At 64.6% G+C, this 18,818-nt stretch carries 18 protein-coding genes; 9 read left to right on the top strand and 9 right to left on the bottom strand.

What is annotated here, in order from left to right:
- Window positions 1-730: 730 nt before the first annotated feature.
- Window positions 731-1,972, top strand: a complete 1,242-nt coding sequence (locus PVZ80_RS10355; RefSeq protein ID WP_103330774.1) for a TIGR03862 family flavoprotein — start codon at window positions 731-733, stop codon at window positions 1,970-1,972.
- Between the two features lie 185 nt (window positions 1,973-2,157).
- Here the strand turns inward: PVZ80_RS10355 and PVZ80_RS10360 are convergent, their stop codons facing one another.
- The gene (locus PVZ80_RS10360) at window positions 2,158-3,492 is read right to left on the bottom strand and encodes a DEAD/DEAH box helicase (RefSeq protein WP_016703731.1); all 1,335 of its coding nucleotides are present in this window, start codon (window positions 3,490-3,492) and stop codon (window positions 2,158-2,160) included.
- Between the two features lie 224 nt (window positions 3,493-3,716).
- On the opposite strand from PVZ80_RS10360, the gene PVZ80_RS10365 reads away from it, so the two are divergent.
- A complete protein-coding gene (locus PVZ80_RS10365) occupies window positions 3,717-4,175 on the top strand; it encodes a hypothetical protein (protein ID WP_273863866.1) in 459 nt (152 codons plus the stop codon).
- A 68-nt stretch (window positions 4,176-4,243) separates the two neighbouring features.
- Here PVZ80_RS10365 and yedA read toward each other — a convergent pair whose 3' ends face one another.
- Window positions 4,244-5,158, bottom strand: a complete 915-nt coding sequence (yedA, locus tag PVZ80_RS10370) for a drug/metabolite exporter YedA (RefSeq protein ID WP_009051005.1) — start codon at window positions 5,156-5,158, stop codon at window positions 4,244-4,246.
- A gap of 161 nt (window positions 5,159-5,319) precedes the next feature.
- On the opposite strand from yedA, the gene PVZ80_RS10375 reads away from it, so the two are divergent.
- Window positions 5,320-5,772 (top strand): Lrp/AsnC family transcriptional regulator, encoded by a 453-nt coding sequence (locus tag PVZ80_RS10375; protein WP_009051006.1) that lies wholly within the window; start codon window positions 5,320-5,322, stop codon window positions 5,770-5,772.
- Between the two features lie 177 nt (window positions 5,773-5,949).
- On the opposite strand, the gene PVZ80_RS10380 is transcribed toward PVZ80_RS10375, so the two are convergent.
- From PVZ80_RS10380 to PVZ80_RS10390, 3 genes are all read right to left on the bottom strand, one after another.
- Window positions 5,950-6,561 carry a 3'-5' exonuclease gene (locus tag PVZ80_RS10380; RefSeq protein ID WP_273863867.1) on the bottom strand — a complete coding sequence of 204 codons (612 nt, stop codon included), beginning with the start codon at window positions 6,559-6,561 and terminating at the stop codon, window positions 5,950-5,952.
- A gap of 32 nt (window positions 6,562-6,593) precedes the next feature.
- Window positions 6,594-7,073, bottom strand: coding sequence for a LabA-like NYN domain-containing protein (locus PVZ80_RS10385; protein ID WP_016703734.1), 480 nt, complete (start codon window positions 7,071-7,073; stop codon window positions 6,594-6,596).
- Between the two features lie 137 nt (window positions 7,074-7,210).
- Entirely contained in the window at window positions 7,211-8,011 is an 801-nt protein-coding gene (locus PVZ80_RS10390; protein WP_273863868.1) for a DUF2076 domain-containing protein, read from the bottom strand.
- Window positions 8,012-8,191: 180 nt separating this feature from the next.
- Between PVZ80_RS10390 and PVZ80_RS10395 the strand changes: the two genes are divergently transcribed.
- Both PVZ80_RS10395 and PVZ80_RS10400 read left to right on the top strand, forming a co-directional pair.
- Complete coding sequence (locus PVZ80_RS10395) at window positions 8,192-8,851, top strand: membrane protein (RefSeq protein ID WP_009051010.1); 660 nt, start codon at window positions 8,192-8,194, stop codon at window positions 8,849-8,851.
- 89 nt (window positions 8,852-8,940) lie between these two features.
- Window positions 8,941-10,020 (top strand): endonuclease/exonuclease/phosphatase family protein, encoded by a 1,080-nt coding sequence (locus tag PVZ80_RS10400; RefSeq protein WP_273863869.1) that lies wholly within the window; start codon window positions 8,941-8,943, stop codon window positions 10,018-10,020.
- Window positions 10,021-10,144: 124 nt separating this feature from the next.
- Here PVZ80_RS10400 and hrpB read toward each other — a convergent pair whose 3' ends face one another.
- Entirely contained in the window at window positions 10,145-12,676 is a 2,532-nt protein-coding gene (gene hrpB, locus PVZ80_RS10405; RefSeq protein ID WP_273863870.1) for an ATP-dependent helicase HrpB, read from the bottom strand.
- A 117-nt stretch (window positions 12,677-12,793) separates the two neighbouring features.
- Between hrpB and PVZ80_RS10410 the strand changes: the two genes are divergently transcribed.
- Both PVZ80_RS10410 and PVZ80_RS10415 read left to right on the top strand, forming a co-directional pair.
- Window positions 12,794-13,213: a hypothetical protein gene (locus PVZ80_RS10410; protein ID WP_007927053.1), complete on the top strand. Its 420-nt coding sequence runs from the start codon at window positions 12,794-12,796 to the stop codon at window positions 13,211-13,213.
- A 31-nt stretch (window positions 13,214-13,244) separates the two neighbouring features.
- Window positions 13,245-14,141, top strand: coding sequence for a cation diffusion facilitator family transporter (locus PVZ80_RS10415; RefSeq protein WP_009051013.1), 897 nt, complete (start codon window positions 13,245-13,247; stop codon window positions 14,139-14,141).
- Here PVZ80_RS10415 and PVZ80_RS10420 read toward each other — a convergent pair.
- The gene (locus PVZ80_RS10420) at window positions 14,135-15,133 is read right to left on the bottom strand and encodes a DUF6515 family protein (RefSeq protein ID WP_124315427.1); all 999 of its coding nucleotides are present in this window, start codon (window positions 15,131-15,133) and stop codon (window positions 14,135-14,137) included. The genes PVZ80_RS10415 and PVZ80_RS10420 overlap by 7 nt on opposite strands.
- Window positions 15,134-15,577: 444 nt before the next feature.
- Between PVZ80_RS10420 and PVZ80_RS10425 the strand changes: the two genes are divergently transcribed.
- Window positions 15,578-16,057, top strand: coding sequence for an Lrp/AsnC family transcriptional regulator (locus PVZ80_RS10425; protein ID WP_009045772.1), 480 nt, complete (start codon window positions 15,578-15,580; stop codon window positions 16,055-16,057).
- A gap of 222 nt (window positions 16,058-16,279) precedes the next feature.
- Window positions 16,280-16,489, top strand: a complete 210-nt coding sequence (locus PVZ80_RS10430; RefSeq protein WP_007927060.1) for a DUF2788 domain-containing protein — start codon at window positions 16,280-16,282, stop codon at window positions 16,487-16,489.
- On the opposite strand, the gene PVZ80_RS10435 is transcribed toward PVZ80_RS10430, so the two are convergent.
- Both PVZ80_RS10435 and amn read right to left on the bottom strand, forming a co-directional pair.
- Window positions 16,484-17,125 (bottom strand): pseudouridine synthase, encoded by a 642-nt coding sequence (locus PVZ80_RS10435; RefSeq protein ID WP_009051015.1) that lies wholly within the window; start codon window positions 17,123-17,125, stop codon window positions 16,484-16,486. The two genes, PVZ80_RS10430 and PVZ80_RS10435, sit on opposite strands and share 6 nt — an antisense overlap.
- A gap of 70 nt (window positions 17,126-17,195) precedes the next feature.
- Window positions 17,196-18,668 carry an AMP nucleosidase gene (gene amn, locus PVZ80_RS10440; protein WP_162098616.1) on the bottom strand — a complete coding sequence of 491 codons (1,473 nt, stop codon included), beginning with the start codon at window positions 18,666-18,668 and terminating at the stop codon, window positions 17,196-17,198.
- Window positions 18,669-18,818: the final 150 nt, after the last annotated feature.

Consider the following 18,818-nt stretch of genomic DNA (forward strand, 5'->3'; position numbering starts at 1 on the left):
CCTTTCGCAGCCTGCGGCAGCGGCTACAAAAGCTTCATCAGGTGGTCATGAAAGTGTGGGCGCCTTACCCCCAATCTCTGTGGAGCTGCTTGTGGACAACCTGAGTGCAAGCGGCTACAGGCCATGTTGGCTGTGCCCTACAGACAGGCGATCATTTTTTGATCAGGCCTGGTAAGCACGGCTGAACGCGGCGGAGTTGGAGCGCTAATAGTGATTCCGCTGGAGGTCCTTCGGACCTTTCGCAGCCTGCGGCAGCGGCTACAAAAGCGTCATCAGGCGGTCATGAAATTGTGGGTGCCTTACCCCCAATCTCTGTGGAGCTGCTTGTGGATAACCTGAGTGCAAGCGGCTGCAGGTCAGGCTGGCCGTGCCCTACAGACAGGCGATCATTTTTTGATCAGGTCTGGTAAGCACCGCTGAATACTGCGAAGCGGGAGCATAAATAGTGATGCCGCTGGAGGTCCTGCGGACCTTTCGCAGCCTGCGGCAGCGGCTACAAAAGCTTCATCAGGNGGTCATGAAAGTGTGGGTGCCTTACCCCCAATCTCTGTGGAGCCGCTTGTGGATAACCTGAGTGCAAGGGGCTGCAGGCCATGCCGTACAAGCCCTGCAGAGCACTGAACATTTTTTGATCACCCCTTGTATAAGCCACTGCGGGGCGCATGGAGCATTGGCGGCGGGCCTGCCTCGGGTAGAATGCCTGGCTTATTCCGCCACGCCGCCGCCCGCCATGACTTTATCCAGCACCACCCTGCCCCATCACGTCGCCATTATCGGTGGCGGCCCCGCCGGCTTGATGGCGGCCGAGGTGCTGAGCCTGGCAGGCATCCGCGTCGATCTCTATGACGGCATGCCGTCGGTGGGCCGCAAGTTTTTGCTGGCCGGGGTCGGCGGCATGAACATCACGCATTCCGAGGCCTACCCGGTCTTTCTCTCGCGTTATGCCGAACGGGCTCCGCAGATGGCCCCGCTGTTGCGCGAGTTCGGCAGCGAGGCGCTGTGCCAATGGATTCACGGCCTGGGCATCGAGACTTTCGTCGGCAGCTCGGGCCGGGTGTTCCCCACCGATATGAAAGCCGCGCCGCTGCTGCGCGCCTGGCTCAAGCGCCTGCGCGATGCCGGCGTGGTTATCCACACCCGCCATCGCTGGCTCGGCTGGAATGTCGATGGCAGCCTGCGCATCCACAGCCCGGAAGGTGAAAAGTCGGTCCAGGCCGACGCCCTGCTGCTGGCGCTGGGCGGCGGCAGCTGGGCACGCCTGGGTTCGGATGGGGCCTGGATGCTGCCGCTGGAACAGCACGGCGTGCAACTGGCGCCCCTGCAACCGAGCAACTGCGGGTTCGAAGTGCAGGACTGGAGCGATCTGCTGCGCAGCAAGTTCGCCGGCGCCCCGCTGAAGAATGTGGCCATTGGCCTGAACGACGATATCCCCCGCCTCGGCGAATGCGTGATCACCACCACCGGGGTCGAGGGCAGCCTGATCTATGCGCTGTCGGCGCCGATTCGGGACGCGATCAACCGCCACGGCTCGGCCACCGTGCATATCGACCTGCTGCCGGGCAAACCCCATGACCGGATCCAGGCCGCGCTGAGCAAGCCACGGGGCTCGCGCTCCATGGCCAAGCACCTGCACAGCCAGCTGGGCATCGACGGGGTAAAGGCCGCACTCTTGCGCGAACTGACCACTGCCGATTGCTTCGCCGACCCGGCGCTGCTGGCCAAGGCGATCAAGGCCCTGCCGTTGACCCTGGTGAGGACCCGGCCGCTGGACGAAGCCATCAGCAGCGCCGGCGGCGTGACGTTCGAGGCCATGGACCAGCGCTTGATGCTCAAGCAATTGCCCGGCGTGTTCTGCGCCGGGGAGATGCTCGACTGGGAGGCGCCCACCGGCGGCTACCTGCTCACCGCGTGTTTCGCCAGCGGGCGGGCAGCGGGATTGGGGATGATCGAGTGGTTGCGGGAAAAGGCCTGAGGCCTTTCGTGTAGCCGCTGGCGCAGCCTGCGATCGGTCTGGGCGGCATTGCGACGTAACGGCGTAAAACCAAACGCCCCGGTTTTCCAGGAAAACCGGGGCGTTCGTTTTTGCGAGGACTTCGTCCTCGATCGCAGGCTACGCCAGCGGCTACAGAAGCGAGCGGTGTTGAACGCTCGCCAGGCTTACGGCTTGCGCTTGCGCGGCCCGGTGTTGAACGCCGGCACCTTGCGCACCGGTTTCACCGCCGGGGCTTCGGCCACTTCGCCGCTGTCCACCCACTTGCCCAGGTTGCGCTTGCCGCCACCGCCGGAAGCCTTGGGCTTCTTCGGCTTTTTCGGCTTCTTGATCACCTGGCCGCTGGCGTCGGTTTCCGGCACCCGGTGATCCGGAATGAAGTCCGGCTCGTCATGGCGCTTGAGGGTCTGGCGGGTCAGCATCTCGATGGCCGACAGCAGGTTCACTTCATCGGCGCACACCAGCGAGATCGCCTCACCGGTGGAGCCGGCGCGGCCGGTACGGCCGATGCGGTGGATGTAATCCTCGGCGACGATCGGCAGGTCGAAGTTGACCACCAGCGGCAGGTCCTCGATGTCCAGGCCACGGGCCGCCACATCGGTGGCCACCAGGATCTGGATCTCGCTGGCCTTGAAGCGGTCCAGCGCACGCTGGCGGGTGGCCTGGGGTTTGTCGCCATGGATGCCGTCGGCATTCACGCCCTGGCCCTGCAGCCTTTCCACCAGCGCGTCCACGCCGTTGCGGGTCTTGGCGAATACCAGCACCTGCTTCCAGCGGTTCTTGCGCAGCAGGTGGCTGAACAGCTCCGGCTTGCGCTTCTTGTCCACCGTCACCACCCATTGCTTGACGGTGTTGGCGGCAACGTTGCGCGGGCTGACTTCAATGCTCAGCGGATCGTTGAGCATCTGCCCGGCCAACAGGCGGATGGCGTCGGAGAAGGTCGCGGAGAACAGCAGGGTCTGGCGCTTTTTCGGCAATGCCGCGTAGATGTCCTTCAGCTCTTCGGAGAAACCCAGGTCGAGCATGCGGTCGGCTTCGTCCAGCACCAGGGTCTGCAACTGGCTGAACTTCACCGCGTTCTGCCGGTACAGGTCGAGCAGGCGCCCCGGGGTCGCCACCAGCAGGTCGATGCCTTTGCGCAGCTTCATCATCTGCGGGTTGATGCTGACGCCGCCGTACACCGCGTAGGTGCTCAGCGGCAGGTGCTCGGCGTACTGGCGCACGCTCTCGTGCACCTGTTCGGCCAGCTCGCGGGTCGGCACCAGGATCAGCGCGCGTACCGAGTTGCTGGCCACTTTCGGCCCTTCCAGGGTCAGCGATTGCAGGAGCGGCAAGGCGAAGCCGGCGGTCTTGCCGGTGCCGGTCTGGGCCGCGGCCATCAGGTCGCGACCGCCCAGCACCGCCGGAATGGCTTGCGCCTGCACCGGTGTCGGGGTCTGGTAGCCAAGCGTTTCGAGGGCGCGCAGCAAGGGTTCGATCAGGCCAAGAGTGGCGAATGTCATGGGGATACCGTAGGGAAAAAAGTCAGCGCAGGTGTGCAATGGGCGGCAGTTTACCCTAATTCAGGCGGGTTTCTTTCGGGCTGACGAGTTGCCCTGCCTCCCGCCGTTACGGGGCCCCGGGCGGTGAGCAGCGATAATCTTTGTAGACGCGCCTGGAGCTGCCGGGAGAGGATTCAGTTCTTTTATCCCCATCGCCCCGTCGAAGATCCAGGAGCCTGACCCGTATGGACACCCCCAACCCCTTCCAGACACCGGCCGCCGAGTTGCAGACCCCGGCTGCATCGACCGAGCCATTACGCCTGTACAGCATCAACGCCGTCGGCCTTGCCACCTTCCTCGGCACTTCCCTGGCGGGGTCCTACATCATCGCTGCCAACCTCAAGACGCTCGGCCGCGAAAGCGAAGTGAAGAAGGCCTGGTATGTCGGTATCGGCCTGCTCGTCCTGATGATGGTGTTGAGCGCAGTGTTGCCGGAAAGCGTTCCAGCCGTGGTCTTCGTACTGCCACCGCTTTTTGCGATGAACACCTACGCGCGCCAGCTCTTCGGTCCGGTCGTCATCGAACACAAACTCAGCAAGGGGCCTTTCTTCTCCTTATGGCGCGTCGCCGGGATCAGCCTGCTGTTCATGCTGGCCTTCGTCGTGGCGCTGATACCGCTGGTGATGCTGTTCAACCCGGCCTGAGTACGACAGGCTGGAACAAAAACGCCGGGCAATGCCCGGCGTTTTCGATCGTGCGCCAACCGGCCACTTCAAGCGGTGGCTTCTTCCTGTATCGCGGCGGCTTTTGGCTTGCGCCATTGCGGCAGGCCGATCAACACCACGGCACTGATGATCACCACCATCGCCAGCGCCTCCTCCAGGCCGATGGTCTCGCCGACAAACACGATCCCCAGCAGCACCGCCACCGCAGGGTTGACGTAGGCATAGCTGGTGGCCGCCGCCGGGCGCACGTGCTTGAGCAGGTACATGTAGGCGTTGAAGGCGATGATCGAGCCGAAGCCGGTCAGGTACGCCAGGGCCGCCCAGCCTTCGATCGGCGGAACGGCGGCCAGTTGTTCACCGCTCCACCAACTGCCGATCAACAGCACCGCGCCACCCACCAGCATCTCGACGGCACTGGCCATCGCCCCTTGCGGCAACGGCAGGTGCTTGCTCCACACCGAACCGAAGGCCCAGGCCGCCGCCGCGAACACCAGCAGGGCCGCGCCGGTCGGGCTCGACTGCAGGTTGGAACCGAGGTTGAGCATGGCGATGCCGATCAGCCCGAGGACGATCCCGGCCCATTCCAGGCGGGTGTTGCGCGCGCCCCAGAAGTAACCGCACAGCAGGGTGAACAGCGGCACCGTGGCCACCGCCAGGGCTGCCACTCCGGACGCCACGCCCATGTGTTCGGCGACGGTGACCGCGCCATTGCCGCAGCTCAGCAGCAGGATGCCGATCACCCCTGCCGCCCGCCATTGCGCCCAGGTCGGCGCCGGTGCCCCGCGCCAACGCAGGAAGCCGTACATCAGGCTGCCGGCGATGACAAAGCGGATGCCCGCGAGCATCAGCGGCGGCCAGTATTCGACACCGATACGGATCACCAGGTAGGTCGACCCCCAGATCACGTACAGCGCAAAAAAAGCGGCAATCAAAGGCAAGGGAAAACGGCGTAGACCAGGCATGGGAAGCTCGAAGACAGGCAAGGGAGAGGGCTTATTCTAGAAAGCCGGCCGGCGGAACTTAAGTTACAAAACCTGTTTAAAGCGCCAGTACACTTTTCAAAACACGGAGATTGTGGCTATAACCCATGCTTTCGAAAGTCGCTGTATTTGGAAGCCTTATCATGGACAAATATGACCGCATGCTCCTCGCCGCCCTGCTGGAAAATGGCCGGGCGAGCTACGCCGAACTGGCGCGCAAGGTGAACCTCTCCGCTCCGGCCGTGGCCGAGCGGGTGGCCAAACTCGAAGCCAGCGGAGTGATCACCGGCTACCAGGCCAAGGTCGACCTGGCCAAGCTCGGGCTGCCGATCCAGTGCGTGATCGAACTGCGCATGGCCCAGCACGGCAATCAGAAGGCCTATGACGAACTGAGCCGGATCCCGCAACTCACCGAATGCCAGCGGGTCACCGGCGATCCGTGCGTGATCATGCGCGCCGCCGTCGGCTCGATGCCGGAGCTGGAAGAGCTGATCAACCGCGTTGCCCAGTTCGGGTTCAGCAAGACCTCGATCGTGCTCTCCAGCGCCATCGAACAGCGCGTGCCGCTGGGGCATCTGGAAAGCAACGGCAAATAAGCCAATCCACGCCGCCTGTAGCCGCCTGTAGCCGCTGCCGAGCCCCAGCGAGGCTGCGATCGGCTCCGCAGGAGACGCGCTCTTGAGGGCCTTGGAAGGCTCTTCGAGCCTTATCGCAGCCTCGCCAAGGCTCGGCAGCGGCTACAGATGGCTACAGGCGGCTACAGGGATTACGGATCAGGCGTCGCGATGACGCTTGAGGTGTTCGCCGATCTTGGCGGCCGGCACTTTCTGCAATTTGCACAGGAAGTCGTGGGACAGCTCGCGCAGCCCGTGTTTCTGCCGCAGCTCCAGCGCCAGGTGCGCGGTGAGGTTGGCGGCCATTTCCGCGTCGGCCATGGCCCGGTGAGCCTGGCCGGTATGGGGCAGGCAGGCGAACGTGGTGAGAGTGCCGAGCTTGTGGTTGGGCGCCGCTGGCATCAGGCGCCGGGCCAGCAACAGGGAACAGGCAAAGTTCTGCAAGCGGGTGCGCTTGATCCGGCCCAGCTCGTAGTCCCAGAACTTCTGGTCGAACGCGGCGTTGTGCGCCAGCAGCGGCGTGGTGCCGACGAACTCGTTGACCTCGTTCATCACCTGCTCGGCCGGCGGCGCGCTGCGCAGCATGGCGTTGCTGATGCCGGTCAGCTGTTCGATGAAGGCCGGCACCCGCACGCCGGCATTCATCAGGCTCTGGTAACGCTCGACGATGCGCCCCTGCTCAAGGATCACCACGGCGATTTCCGTGGCCCGGCAACTGCTGCTCGGGGAGATCCCGGTGGTTTCAAAGTCGATGACTGCGATGCGTTCCAAACCTGTCCAGCTCCATACAAAAAATAGTCAGCTCAGCTTTTGAGCAGTAGCGCGCCTTCGATCGGCACGTAGCGCGTGGCCGCGCGAATCAGCGAATTGGCGGTGAGTCCCGGTACGCCATAGGCAACCGCTTCGACGCCGTGCTTGCTGATGATGCGCTCCAGCAACAGGTCGAAATCGCCATCACCGGAGGCCAGCACCACTTCGTCGACATGGTCGGCGGCGTCCATGATGTCGATGGTGATACCCACGTCCCAGTCGCCCTTGGCCGAGCCGTCGCTGCGCTGGATATAGGGTTTGAGTTTTACCGTGAAGCCCAGGTTGCGCAGGATCTGCTGGAACTGCTGCTGCTTGCTGTCGCCCCGGTCGATCGCATAGGCATAGGCCTCGACTATCTGCCCGCGTTGGCTGATGTCGGCCCACAGGGCGGCATAGTTGAAGTGGCAGCCATAGGCCTGGCGCACGGTGTAATAGAGATTCTGGACATCGGCGAACACAGCGATTTTTTTCACCGCTTATCCTCATGGCGCTCACGCGCGCGAACTGGGCCGGGACTCAAACCCTGAAAAGTCGCCCAGTATGCCAGCCAGAAGGAAGGTTCCGCGAATAATCGGTCCGGGACGCAGTGGCGTTCCGGACCGATGGCGGATCAGACGAAGGAATCGTCGTCGGAAAAGAACGAGCTGTCGTCGTTGCCGTAGTCGGCATCGCTGAAGCCGCCCTGGTCGTTGTTGCCCCAGGAGTCGTTGTTGGCCATGCGCTGCTCGTCATTGCCCCAGCCACCCGCGTTGTCGCTGGCGGGTGCCGGTTCTTCCTTGATCACTTCGACGATTTCCTGTGGCTGCTGGTTGCCATGGAACAGGCTGCTGAGGCCTTGCGCCAGCATCACGCCACCCGCCACGCCGGCGGCGGTCTTCAGCGCGCCGCCGAGGAAGCTGCTGCCAGCCGCGGCCGGAGCCTGCTGGGGCGCTGCATAGTTTTGCTGGGGATAGCTCTGTTGCGGGTAATTCTGCTGCGGCGCGCCGAAGTTCTGCTGCGGCTGCGGGCTGAACGCCGGCCGCGCCGGCTCGCGCCAGCCACCGCCGGACGAGGCCGGAGCACTTTGCGTCGGCGCCGGCTGCGGATCGCGGGAACCACCACCGAAGATGCTCGAAAGGAACCCGCCACCGCTGCTGGGCGCCGGTGCCGCGGCCTGGGACCTGGCCTGCTGCAGCTCGGCCTGCAATTGCTGGACCTGCTGGGTGAGTTGCTTGTTCTGCTCGTCGAGGCTCTTGATTGCCGCCTCTTGCACCAGAATCGCCTGGGTCATGAAATACCCGGCGGCAGGCTGCCGGGCCAGATGCTCCTTGATCCGCGTCTCGGCCTGGGCGTCACGCGGGGCTGAATCCTTCTCGGCTTGCTGCAACCGTGAAAACAGTCCATCGATCAGGGTTTGCTCTTCGCTGTTCATGGCGACCTCTTTAGATTGCCGGTAAAAAACTGGGCCTTGCCTGTCATGCACAAGGTGCAACCAGTAATGGGGCTGCCCAGCGGGCTTTCAATAGCCTTTACCTAACGTTTACGTTTGCTCGCCCGGGGGCTGCATCGGTTAAAGTGTCCAACCGCTTTTTGTGATCTGCGATAACCACTGATGAATCCGTTAACCGTTCTGCGCGACTCCCTGTACTTCTGCCAGCGCAACCTGGGGCGCATCGTCCAGCTGTGCCTGCCGCTGGTGGTCCTCGAAGCGCTGCTGCAGCAGGCGGTGGACAGCTCGCTGGGCCCCGAGGCCTTTCCCGGCTACAGCGTGGTCGTCGGCCTGCTGATCTACCCGCTGTACACCGGGGTGCTGATCCTGTTCCTCGATGCCCGCAGCCGTGGCGAATCGCCACTGGCCCGCGACCTGCTCGCCGCGACTGTCAGCCTGTGGCCGCGTTTTGCCCTGCTGACCGCCATCAACACCCTGCTGATCCTGCTGGGCCTGTCGCTGTATTTCCTGCCCGGGCTGTGGCTGATGGTGACCCTGGCCTTCGCCGAATACCTGCTGGTGCTCAAGGGCCTGCAACCACTGGCCGCGATCAAGGAAAGCTTCCGCCTGACCCGCGGGCACTTCCTGCGGATCCTGGTCTGCATCCTGGCCGTGATGGCCCCGCTGTGGGTGCTCAAGGGGGCCAGCCTGGCGGCGTATCCCGAGCCGGGTCCGATGCTGTCGCTGCTGATCGAAAGCGCCCACAGCTTCCTGCAATTGTTCACCAGCGTAGTGGTGTTCCGGCTGTTCATGCTGATCGGTGACTCGCCCGAACAGGCGTGACGCCAAGGTCCGGCCGCTCTACCCCTTGGGCCGCGGCCCCGCTCTCGGTTATGCTCGGGCTCAATCTTGCAACGCCATAAGCCGAGCCGATGCCCCGTCCACTTCGCCTCATCCTCCTGGGCCTGCTGATCAGCGCAGGCCTGTTGTCAGCCCTGGTCTACAGCCTGACCTGGCGCCCCGACGCCAAGGAGCCGCTGCCAGTCGCCTGCACGGGCAAGGTGCCCAGCCTGGTGCCGGGCCAGGCGCTGAAGGTGATGACCTGGAACGTGCAGTACCTGGCGGGCAAGCGCTACGTGTTCTGGAACGACCAGGCCCGGGGGCCGGACGAGCGCCCGACCCCGGAGGACATGGCCTTCAGCCTGGACGAGGTGGCCCGGGTGATTCGCGACGAGCAACCGGACATCGTGCTGGTGCAGGAACTGGACGACGGCGCCAAGGCCAGCGATTACCAGGACCAGCTCAAGCTGCTGCAGGAACGCCTGACCGACCTGTATCCCTGCAGTACCCGGGCCTTCGACTGGAAGGCCGATTTCGTACCCTCCCCGCACATCTTCGGCAGCGTTGGCCGGCAACTGGCGACCTTGAGCCGCTACAACATCAAATACGCCGAACGCCTGCAATTGCCGGTGCCCGAGGCCAATTTCATCAGCCGCCAGTTCCAGCCGAAAAATGCCGTGCTGGTCAGCTACCTGCCGTTAAGCGACGGCGGACAGATGGCGGTGCTCAACACCCACCTGGACCGCGCGACGAAGCCCGACGACACCCTGCAAGCCCAGGTGAACGCGGTAACCAGGATCCTCGACCGCTTCGAAGCCCGCGGCACGCCCTGGCTGATCGGCGGCGACTTCAATCTGCTGCCCCTGGGCCAGTACCAGCGGCTCGCCCCCGAGCAACGCACGCCCTACTCCGCCGACAGCGCGTTGCACAGCCTCTGGGACAAGTACCCGATGATCCCCACCAACAACGAAGCCAGCGGCATCGACCGCGCCCTGTGGCTGACCCACTACCCCAACGACCCGGCCCTGAACGGCCCGGATCGCACCGTCGACTACCTGCTCCACAGCCCACGGATCAAACGGGTCGAGGCCCAGGTACGGCAGGACGACACCCTGCGCATCTCCGACCACCTGCCGCTGATCGCCCGCTTCCTGCTGCCCGCCGCGCAGTAACCTGTAGCCGCTGCCGCAGGCTGCGATCGACCTGGGCGGCATTCCGACAACGCGGGCGCAGGATCTTGAGACCGCTGAAGGCCTTCGGCCTTATCGCAGCCTGCGGCAGCGGCTACACGGTAGGTTACTTGCGCGGTTTGGCGCGGGCCGTGGCCTCGGCCACCAGCGGGTCATCCGGCCAGTAGTGTTTCGGGTAGCGGCCCTTGAGGTCCTTCTTCACCTCGGCGTAGGTGCTGCGCCAGAAGTTCGCCAGGTCCTGGGTGACCTGCACCGGCCGCTGTGCCGGGGACAGCAGGTGCAGCTTGACCACCTGCCGGCCACCGGCGATCCGTGGTGTTTCCGCCAGGCCGAACAGCTCCTGCAAACGCACCGCGAGAATCGGTGGCTGCTCGCTGTAGTCGAGGCGGATCGACGAGCCGGACGGCACCGTCAGGTGGTGCGGCGCCAGCTCGTCCAGGCGCTGTGGCAATGGCCATGGCAGCAGGTTGTGGACAATGCTGGCCAGCTCCAGGTTGGCGAAGTGGCTGAGGCGCGAAACCTTGCCCAGGTACGGCAACAGCCAGCTCTCCAGGCTCTTGAGCAAGGCCACGTCGCTGACATCCGGCCACTGGCTTTCGCCCGTGGCCTCTAGATCGAGCTGGCGCAACAAGGCCACCCGCGCCTGCCACTGGCGCAGTTCCGGGGTCCAGGGCAACAGCTCCAGGCCCTTGCGCCGCACCAGATTGACCAGGGCCTGGCACCGCGCCGCCTCGTCCAGCCCGGTCAGCGGCTCACGGCTGAGCACCAGTTCGCCGACCTTGCGCTGGCGCTCGGCACGCAACACCCCTTCGCGCTCGTCCCAATCAAGCTGGTCGACGCTGCGCACCTGCTCGGCCAGGACCGAGTCGAACAGCGCCGGATCGAAGTCCGCCGCCAGGTAGATGCGCTCTTCCCGCTGCCCCTGGCGACTGCCCAGGTCGGCGATCACCAGCCAGGGTTGCTTCATCAGGCTGTCGGTTTCGCTGAACAATGCCGCGCGGCCGTTGGCCAGCCGGTACTCGGCACCGCCAGGACGGCGTTGCTGGGCGACCCGATCCGGATAGGCCAGCGCCAGCAAGGCGCCCAGCCAGCGCGGATGGTCCGGGTCCGCCACCGCCTGGCTCGGCTGCCCACGCAGATAACCGCGGTACTGCCGGGCCAGTTGCCGAGCCCGCTGTACGCCGCCCTGGGCGCCGCGGGCCGCGCGCTCTTCGCCGGACAGCAGCACCAGACGGCTATGCAGGTCGGCACCGCCGCCGCGCAGGATGTCGCGCTCGCCGAGCAAGGCGGCGACGTCGCAGGCCATGTTCGCCAGCCCCAGGGCCTGGCCGCGCAACAGCAGATGGGCAATGCGCGGATGGGCCGGCAACTCGGCCATCGCCTGGCCATGGGCTGTCAGCTTCCAGTCTTCGCCGGCTTTGGCGGTCAGGGCGCCGAGGCGTTCAAGCAGATCCTGGGCCTGGGCATAGGCCGCGCCAGGCGGCACATCCAGCCACACCAGTTGCGCTGGCGTCACCCCCCAGCGCGCCAATTGCAGGGCCAGGCCCGCCAGGTCCGCCTGGAGAATCTCCGCGCTGCCATAGGCCGCCAGCTGTTCGTGCTGGTCCTGGGACCACAGGCGATAACACACGCCCGGTTCCAGACGCCCGGCCCGACCGGCGCGCTGGGTGGCGCTGGCCCGGGAAATACGCTGGGTGTCGAGACGGGTCATGCCACTGCCCGGGTCGAAACGCGGCACCCGCGCCAGACCGGCATCGACCACCACGCGCACGCCGTCGATGGTCAGGCTGGTCTCGGCGATATTGGTCGCCAGCACCACTTTGCGCTTGCCGGGCGGTGCCGGTTCGATGGCCGCGCGCTGCGCCGCCAGGTCCAGCTCGCCGTGCAGCGGACAGAGCAGGATTTCCGGGCGCTCGCCCACGGCATCGGCCAACTGCTGATGCACCCGGCGGATCTCGGCCTGCCCCGGCAGGAACACCAGGACGCTGCCGCTTTCATCGTTCAACGCTTCAAGGATGGTCTGCACCAGCCGCGGCTCGATGAACTCGCCCGGCAGGAAAGGCCGCCCCCAGCGCACATCGACCGGGAACATGCGGCCTTCGCTGCGCAGGATCGGCGCGTCGTCCAGCAGCCCGGCCAGGCGCTCGCCTTCCAGGGTCGCCGACATCAGGAGGATTTTCAGCGGCTGCTCGTCACGGAACAGATCACGGCCATTGAGGCTCAAGGCCAGGGCCAGGTCGGCGTCGAGGCTGCGCTCGTGGAATTCGTCGAAGATCAGCAGGCCGACGCCTTCCAGCGCCGGATCGTCCTGCAGGCGGCGGGTCAGGATCCCCTCGGTGACCACCTCGATGCGGGTGTTCGGGCCGACCTTGCTGTCGAGGCGAATACGGTAGCCCACGGTTTCGCCGACCTTTTCCCCCAGTTCGCTGGCCAGCCGTTCGGCCGCCGCCCGCGCCGCCAGGCGCCGTGGTTCGAGCATGAGAATGCGTTGTCCGGCCAGCCAGGGTTCGTTCAACAGGGCCAAAGGCACGCGGGTGGTCTTACCGGCGCCGGGCGGTGCTTCGAGCACGGCCTCGTGGCGTGTCGCCAGGGCTTCACGCAGGGCAGGTAAAACTTCATCAATTGGCAAAGAATTCATACTGGCTCCCAAACAGAGGCGCGAGTATAACGGCGAACTGCCTGGCGTTAATCACGGTCTGAATTCATACCGGCAACGCTTCAGCCTTGCTCTTTCGTGTCTGTTCAGGAGATTTACATGCGTATTCCTTTCCGCATCATCGGTGGCGTCCTGGTTGCCACCCTGCTGACTCAGCTCACCGCCTGCGGCTCGATCTTCTTCCCCGACCGGCGCGGCCAGATCGACGGCAAGATCGACCCGCTGGTAGCCGTGCTCGACGCCGTGGGCCTGCTGTTTTATGTGATCCCGGGGCTGATCGCCTTTGGCGTCGACTTCGCCACCGGCGCCATCTACCTGGAGCCGGGCAAGACCGCGCAGGTCGACCCGCACAAGCTGCAACAAGCCATAGGCGCCGACGGCCAGGTCGATAACCACAAGTTGCAGGCTATCCTCGAAAGCGAGCTGGGCCGCAGCTTCCCGCTGGACGATCCACGCCTGATCCAGCACAAGGGCAGCGCGCAGCAGCTGGCCCTGTACGGTCTGCAACCGGCAGCCTGACCCTCGCGTTTCTTGAAGGAACAAGCCTTGTATGAGCAGTAGCCCGGAACACGCGCGCCTGTTGCGCCTGGCGACCCGCGCCTCGCTGGCGGTGGCCAGTATCCTGATCGTGGCCAAGGCCATCGCCTGGTGGCTGAGCGGCTCGGTCAGCCTGCTGGCGGGCCTCACCGACTCGCTGCTCGATGGCGCCGCGTCGTTCCTCAACCTGCTGGCCGTGCATTACGCCCTGCGCCCGGCCGACGCCGATCACCGCTACGGCCATGGCAAGGCCGAGTCCTTGTCGGGCATGGCCCAGGCGCTGTTCATCGCGGTGAGCGCGGTGCTGATCGGGGTACAGGCCGTCGAGCGCCTGCAGAACCCGGAACCGCTGGGCGCTCCGTGGGTCGGTATCGGCGTGATGCTGCTGTCCCTGGCGCTGACTGTTGCATTGCTGATGGTGCAACACCGGGTGATCCGCGAAACCGGCTCCACGGCGGTGCGTGCCGATTCGCTGCACTATCGCTCCGACCTGCTGCTCAACGGCAGCATCCTGCTGGCGCTGGTGCTGGCCAGTTTCGGCTGGCAGCAACTGGACGCCTGGTTCGGCCTGGCGATTGCCGTCTACATCCTGTGGAGCGCGATCCAGATCGCCCGCGAAAGCGTGGCGGTGCTGATGGACGAGGAGCTGCCGCCCGAGGTCAGCCAGCACATGCTGGAACTGGTGTGCGCGGTGCCCGGGGTACTCGGCGCTCATGATCTGCGCACGCGGATTTCCGGCAACCACTGGTTCGTGCAACTGCACCTGGAATTACCCGGGGAGCTGACCCTGTCGGTGGCCCACGGCATCAGCGATCAGGCCGCCGAGGCGATTCATGCGGCCTATCCGCGGGCCGAGGTGCTGGTGCACGCCGACCCGCAGGAAGTGGTGCAGGCCGCCCGGGCTCAGTAAGTCACCTGATAGCCGCGCGAGCTCAGGCAACCACCCTGGGCCTGGCGGTAGGTCTGGACCACTTCCGGCGCCGGTGGATAGGTCATTGCCGCCGGATCGAAGCCACTCTGCTGCACCGCCCAGCGATAACAGTCGTAGCGATCCTGATTGATCTGCTGCGGGCTCTGCCCCCTGACCGGGTAGGCCAGCACGTTGTAATCATTGCCGGCCTGCGGTGGCGGGCTGGCCGCAGGCGGCTCGACCACCACGTACTGCTGGGTACTGGCCTCGTAGCTGTAGTAGGCACCCGCGGCCAGGAAGAACAGCGCGCTGCCGATCCACACTTCCCGCGCGTAGTCCGGCAGGTAGGCCACACGGATCCCGTAGGGTGGGCGCACCACCACATACCGTGGGCCTTGCGGGCGGTACCAATAGCCACCGGAGAAGTAATAGTCCCGGCCGCGATAAGGAACGCGGTAATGCCGGTCCGGGAAGCGATCGATCACATAACCCGGCCGATATTGCGGACCTGGCCCCCAGCCATTGCCACGCCCCTCCGGACGGCCCGGCCAGCGATAGTCGTAAGGACGCGAGCCCGGTCCGCCGGTCTGCCAATGCGGGTTGTAGTCGTTACGGCGCGGGATGTCCTGGTAATAACCCTGGCGCGGTTCCTGGGTCTGGCGGACGGTATCGGGGCGGCCCTGGATCGGCAGGTTGGCGGATGGCTGTGCCAGTCGTCCCCGCCCTTGATCATTCGGCCCGTGGTTCTGCCAGCGCCCGTTCTCGACGTTGCGCTCGAACTGCTGGCTGTTGTCGCCGCGAATGATTTCAGTCTGCTGGCGCGACTGATGGCTTTCGCCTCGCCCCTGGCCGTTGCCCGGATAGCCGTCGTTGCTGCGCTGGCCGCCATTGGACCAGCCACGGCCGTCATTGCGGTCATCGGCGAGCCCCTGCGCACTGACGCCCACACAGAGCAAACCAACACCTGCCAAACGCCAGATGCGCGATTTCATGCTATTCCTCACTACGGATAGGGGCCTGTAGATAAGACTGGAAAAGCCCAGGCCGGTTCTGCCACAGGTTATCAGTCGCAACACTTATTTATTGAGGGCGCCACGGGATATTTCCTGGCGCGCAGGCAATAAAAAAGAGGGACCCGTCGGCCCCCCTTTGAGAATTTCGTCCGTGCTCGACGCTTATGACGCCGGCTCACCTCACGCCGTCTTCTGGACAGTGTGTAGCCCGGGGGCCGGCTCAACCCTGTGGGATTGGCGGCCGCGGCAGGCCTGATTCGGCGGGCCGCAGTGGACTCTATGTCCGGGCAGTGATTCTGGTGATAAGAATAGGCCTGGCGCGCCGACAGAGGATTGCGAAGATTGCTCCAATAAACATGACTTGCGCAATTTTTAACCCAGGATAGATAATATCGCGCAATAGTTATGACAAAGGCCTGATCCATGAGCAAACTCGACCGATACGACCTCAGCATTTTGGCGGAATTGCAGCGCGACGCCCGCATCTCCAATCAGGAACTGGCCGAACGTATCGGCCTGTCGCCTTCGCCGTGTTCGCGTCGGGTCAAGCAACTGGAAGACGACGGCTACATTTCCCGCCAGGTCGCCCTGCTGGACCGCAAGATGCTCGGCCTGAGCCTGACCGCCTACGTGCTGATCGGCATGGACCGCCACACCCCCGAGCGTTTCGAGAACTTCGAGGCGGCGATCCGCAGCCTGCCGCAGGTCCTCGAATGCAGCCTGGTGACCGGGATGGACGCTGACTACCAGCTCAAGGTGGTGGTGCCGGACATGGACCACTACCAGAAACTGCTGCTGGGCCATCTGACCCGCATCGAAGGCGTGACCAGCGTGCGCTCCAGCTTCGTGCTCAACCAGGTGCTCAACAGCACCGAATTGCCGCTGACCCACCTGCGCAACTGATCTGTATCTGTAGGAGCAAGGGGGACGCCCAGTTCTTGCTCGCGATAAATGTTCCTGGCTACACATCACCTGAACCCAGAGATTGCTATCGCGAGCAAGCTTCGCTCCTACAGAAGATCCCGATGGTGTGACGACGAAGCGCACCTGGATCAATGCCCGGCCGCGGCCCCTTGGCGTATACTCGCCCGCGCCTTTTAGCCTTGCCTGTGCTGGAGATATTCGATGGATCCTGCAGTATTCGAAGAGTGGATGATGACCGGCCTGGTAACCATCCTGATCATTTTCATGGCCTTCATCGTCTGGGATCTGGCGAAGAAGTCCAAGGCCGGACGCTTCGGCTCGTTCATCCTGTTCTTCGTCCTGGGCCTGGGCGTGGCCGCGTTCATCATCAAGAGCGTGGTGATCGGCCTGATCGAATCCGGCGCCTTATAAACGCGCCGGAACCTCCTTCCACTGGCCCTGATCGAGCCCTTCGATCGTCCAGTCGCCGATCCTGACCCGCACCAGGCGCAATGTCGGCAAACCCACGGCAGCCGTCATGCGCCGCACCTGGCGATTGCGCCCTTCACGAATGATCAACTCCAGCCAGCTGGTGGGCACGCTCTTGCGAAAGCGTACCGGCGGGTTGCGCGGCCACAGCTGCGGTTCCTCCAACTGCCGGGCTTCGGCCGGCAGGGTCATGCCGTCATTCAATTCCACGCCATCGCGCAGACGCTGCAATTGCTCGGCCGTGGGCTCGCCTTCCACCTGCACCCAATAGGTCTTGGCCAGCTTGTGCTTGGGATCGGCGATGCGCGCCTGCAACTGGCCGTCGTTGGTCAGCAGCAGCAAGCCTTCGCTGTCGCGGTCCAGGCGGCCGGCCGGGTAGATGCCGGGTATCGCGATGAAGTCCTTGAGGGTCGCCCGCCCTTCGCCGTCGCTGAACTGGGTCAGCACATCGAAGGGTTTGTTGAACAGGATCAGCTTCGGCTCGGCCGGTGGCGCTTTGGCAACACGGCGTGGCGCGGAGGAAGACGAAGGACTCTTCACGCCAGGGCGGCGGGAAGCGGGACGCGGAGGACGAGACATGGCGGACAGAACATCTAACGGTCAGGGCCGACCATGCTAGTGGCCCGACCGTTAAATGACCATCCCGCGATCAGCGGAACGGCGGCTCGTCGAAGCTGCGCAGCTTGCGCGAGTGCAGCGAATTGAGCTCGGTACGCAGCAGGTCCACCGCGGCGATACCGATCTTCAGGTGCTGGCTGACCGCGCGCTCATAAAAGGCGTTGGCCGAACCCGGCAGCTTGATTTCGCTGTGCAGCGGCTTGTCCGAGACGCAGAGCAACGTGCCGTACGGCACCCGCAGGCGATAACCCTGGGCGGCGATGGTGCCGCTTTCCATGTCCACCGCCACGGCGCGGGACAGGTTGATCAGCGGACGCTCCTGGGCCCAGCGCAACTCCCAGTTACGGTCGTCATAGGTCAGCACGGTGCCGGTGCGCAGGCGTTTTTTCAGGTCGTCGCCCTTCTCGCCGGTGACGTTGGCGGCGGCCTGCTGCAACGCCAGTTGCACTTCGGCCAGGGCCGGAATCGGAATGTTCGGCGGCACCACGCGATCGAGAATGCCGTCGCGACGCATGTAGGCGTGGGCCAGCACGTAGTCGCCGATGGTCTGCGACTGCCGCAGGCCGCCGCAGTGGCCGATCATCAACCAGCAATGCGGACGCAATACCGCCAGGTGGTCGGTGATGTTCTTGGCATTGGACGGGCCGACGCCGATGTTCACCAGGGTCACGCCGTGGCCGTCGCTGGCCAGCAGGTGATAAGCCGGCATCTGGTAGCGGTGCCAGACCACCCCGGCGGCGATCGACGAGGCTTCGCCGTGGTCCATGCCCTTCTCGATGATCACATTGCCCGGCAGGACCATGCGCACGAACCGCGGATCGCTGCGCAGCTGTTCAAGACCGTGGGTGATGAACTGGTCGACATAACGGTGGTAGTTGGTCAGCAGGATCCATGGCTGCACATGGCGCCAGTCGCTGCCGGTGTAGTGCACCAGGCGGCGCAGGGAGAAATCCACCCGCGCGGCATCGAACAGCGCCAGGGGCAGCGGGTTGGTGTTTTCCCAATCGTACAGCCCGTCGGCGATGCCATCGGTGGCGGCGGACAGGTCGGTGCTGGGGAATACCCGCGCCAGCACCGCGGCGGTGACGCCGGAACCGGCCAGTTCATCGCCCTGCTCGACCACGTACGGATACGGGATGTTCTGCTCGCTGACACCCACTTCCACAGTCACGGTGAAGTCGTGCATCAACGGCACCAGCTGTTCCAGCAGGTACTTACGGAAGGCGGCGGGATGGGTGACCGTGACGCTGTAGGTGCCCGGCAACTGGACCTTGGCGTAGGCGCGGGTGGTCTGCGGGACCTCGCCCTGGCAGTGATAGGTCAGGCGCAATTGCGGGTAACGAAACAGGGCGCGCTGTTCGGCGTCGGGTTCGACGCGGTCCTTGAGGTAACGCTTGAGCGCCTGGCTCAGCGACGTGGTGGCCCGCTCATGCAAAGCGGCAAGCCGGTCCACGGCTTGCTCGGCGGTTTGAACGACAATAAAAGCTTCGGTCACGGTAAGCATCCTGTGTTCTGATCTTGCAGGCCTTCATCTTGCCTGCAACGCCGTCTCACGGGAACAACGGAATATCTGCCAGGAACGAGCCTGCTCGCGAAAGACCTTTCAAGCCCCAAGGAATCGGTGGCCCGGAATATTTATCGCGAGCAAGCTCGC

The sequence above is a fragment of the Pseudomonas sp. B3G-3 genome, from assembly GCF_028640915.1.
GTDB lineage: Bacteria > Pseudomonadota > Gammaproteobacteria > Pseudomonadales > Pseudomonadaceae > Aquipseudomonas > Aquipseudomonas chlororaphis_I.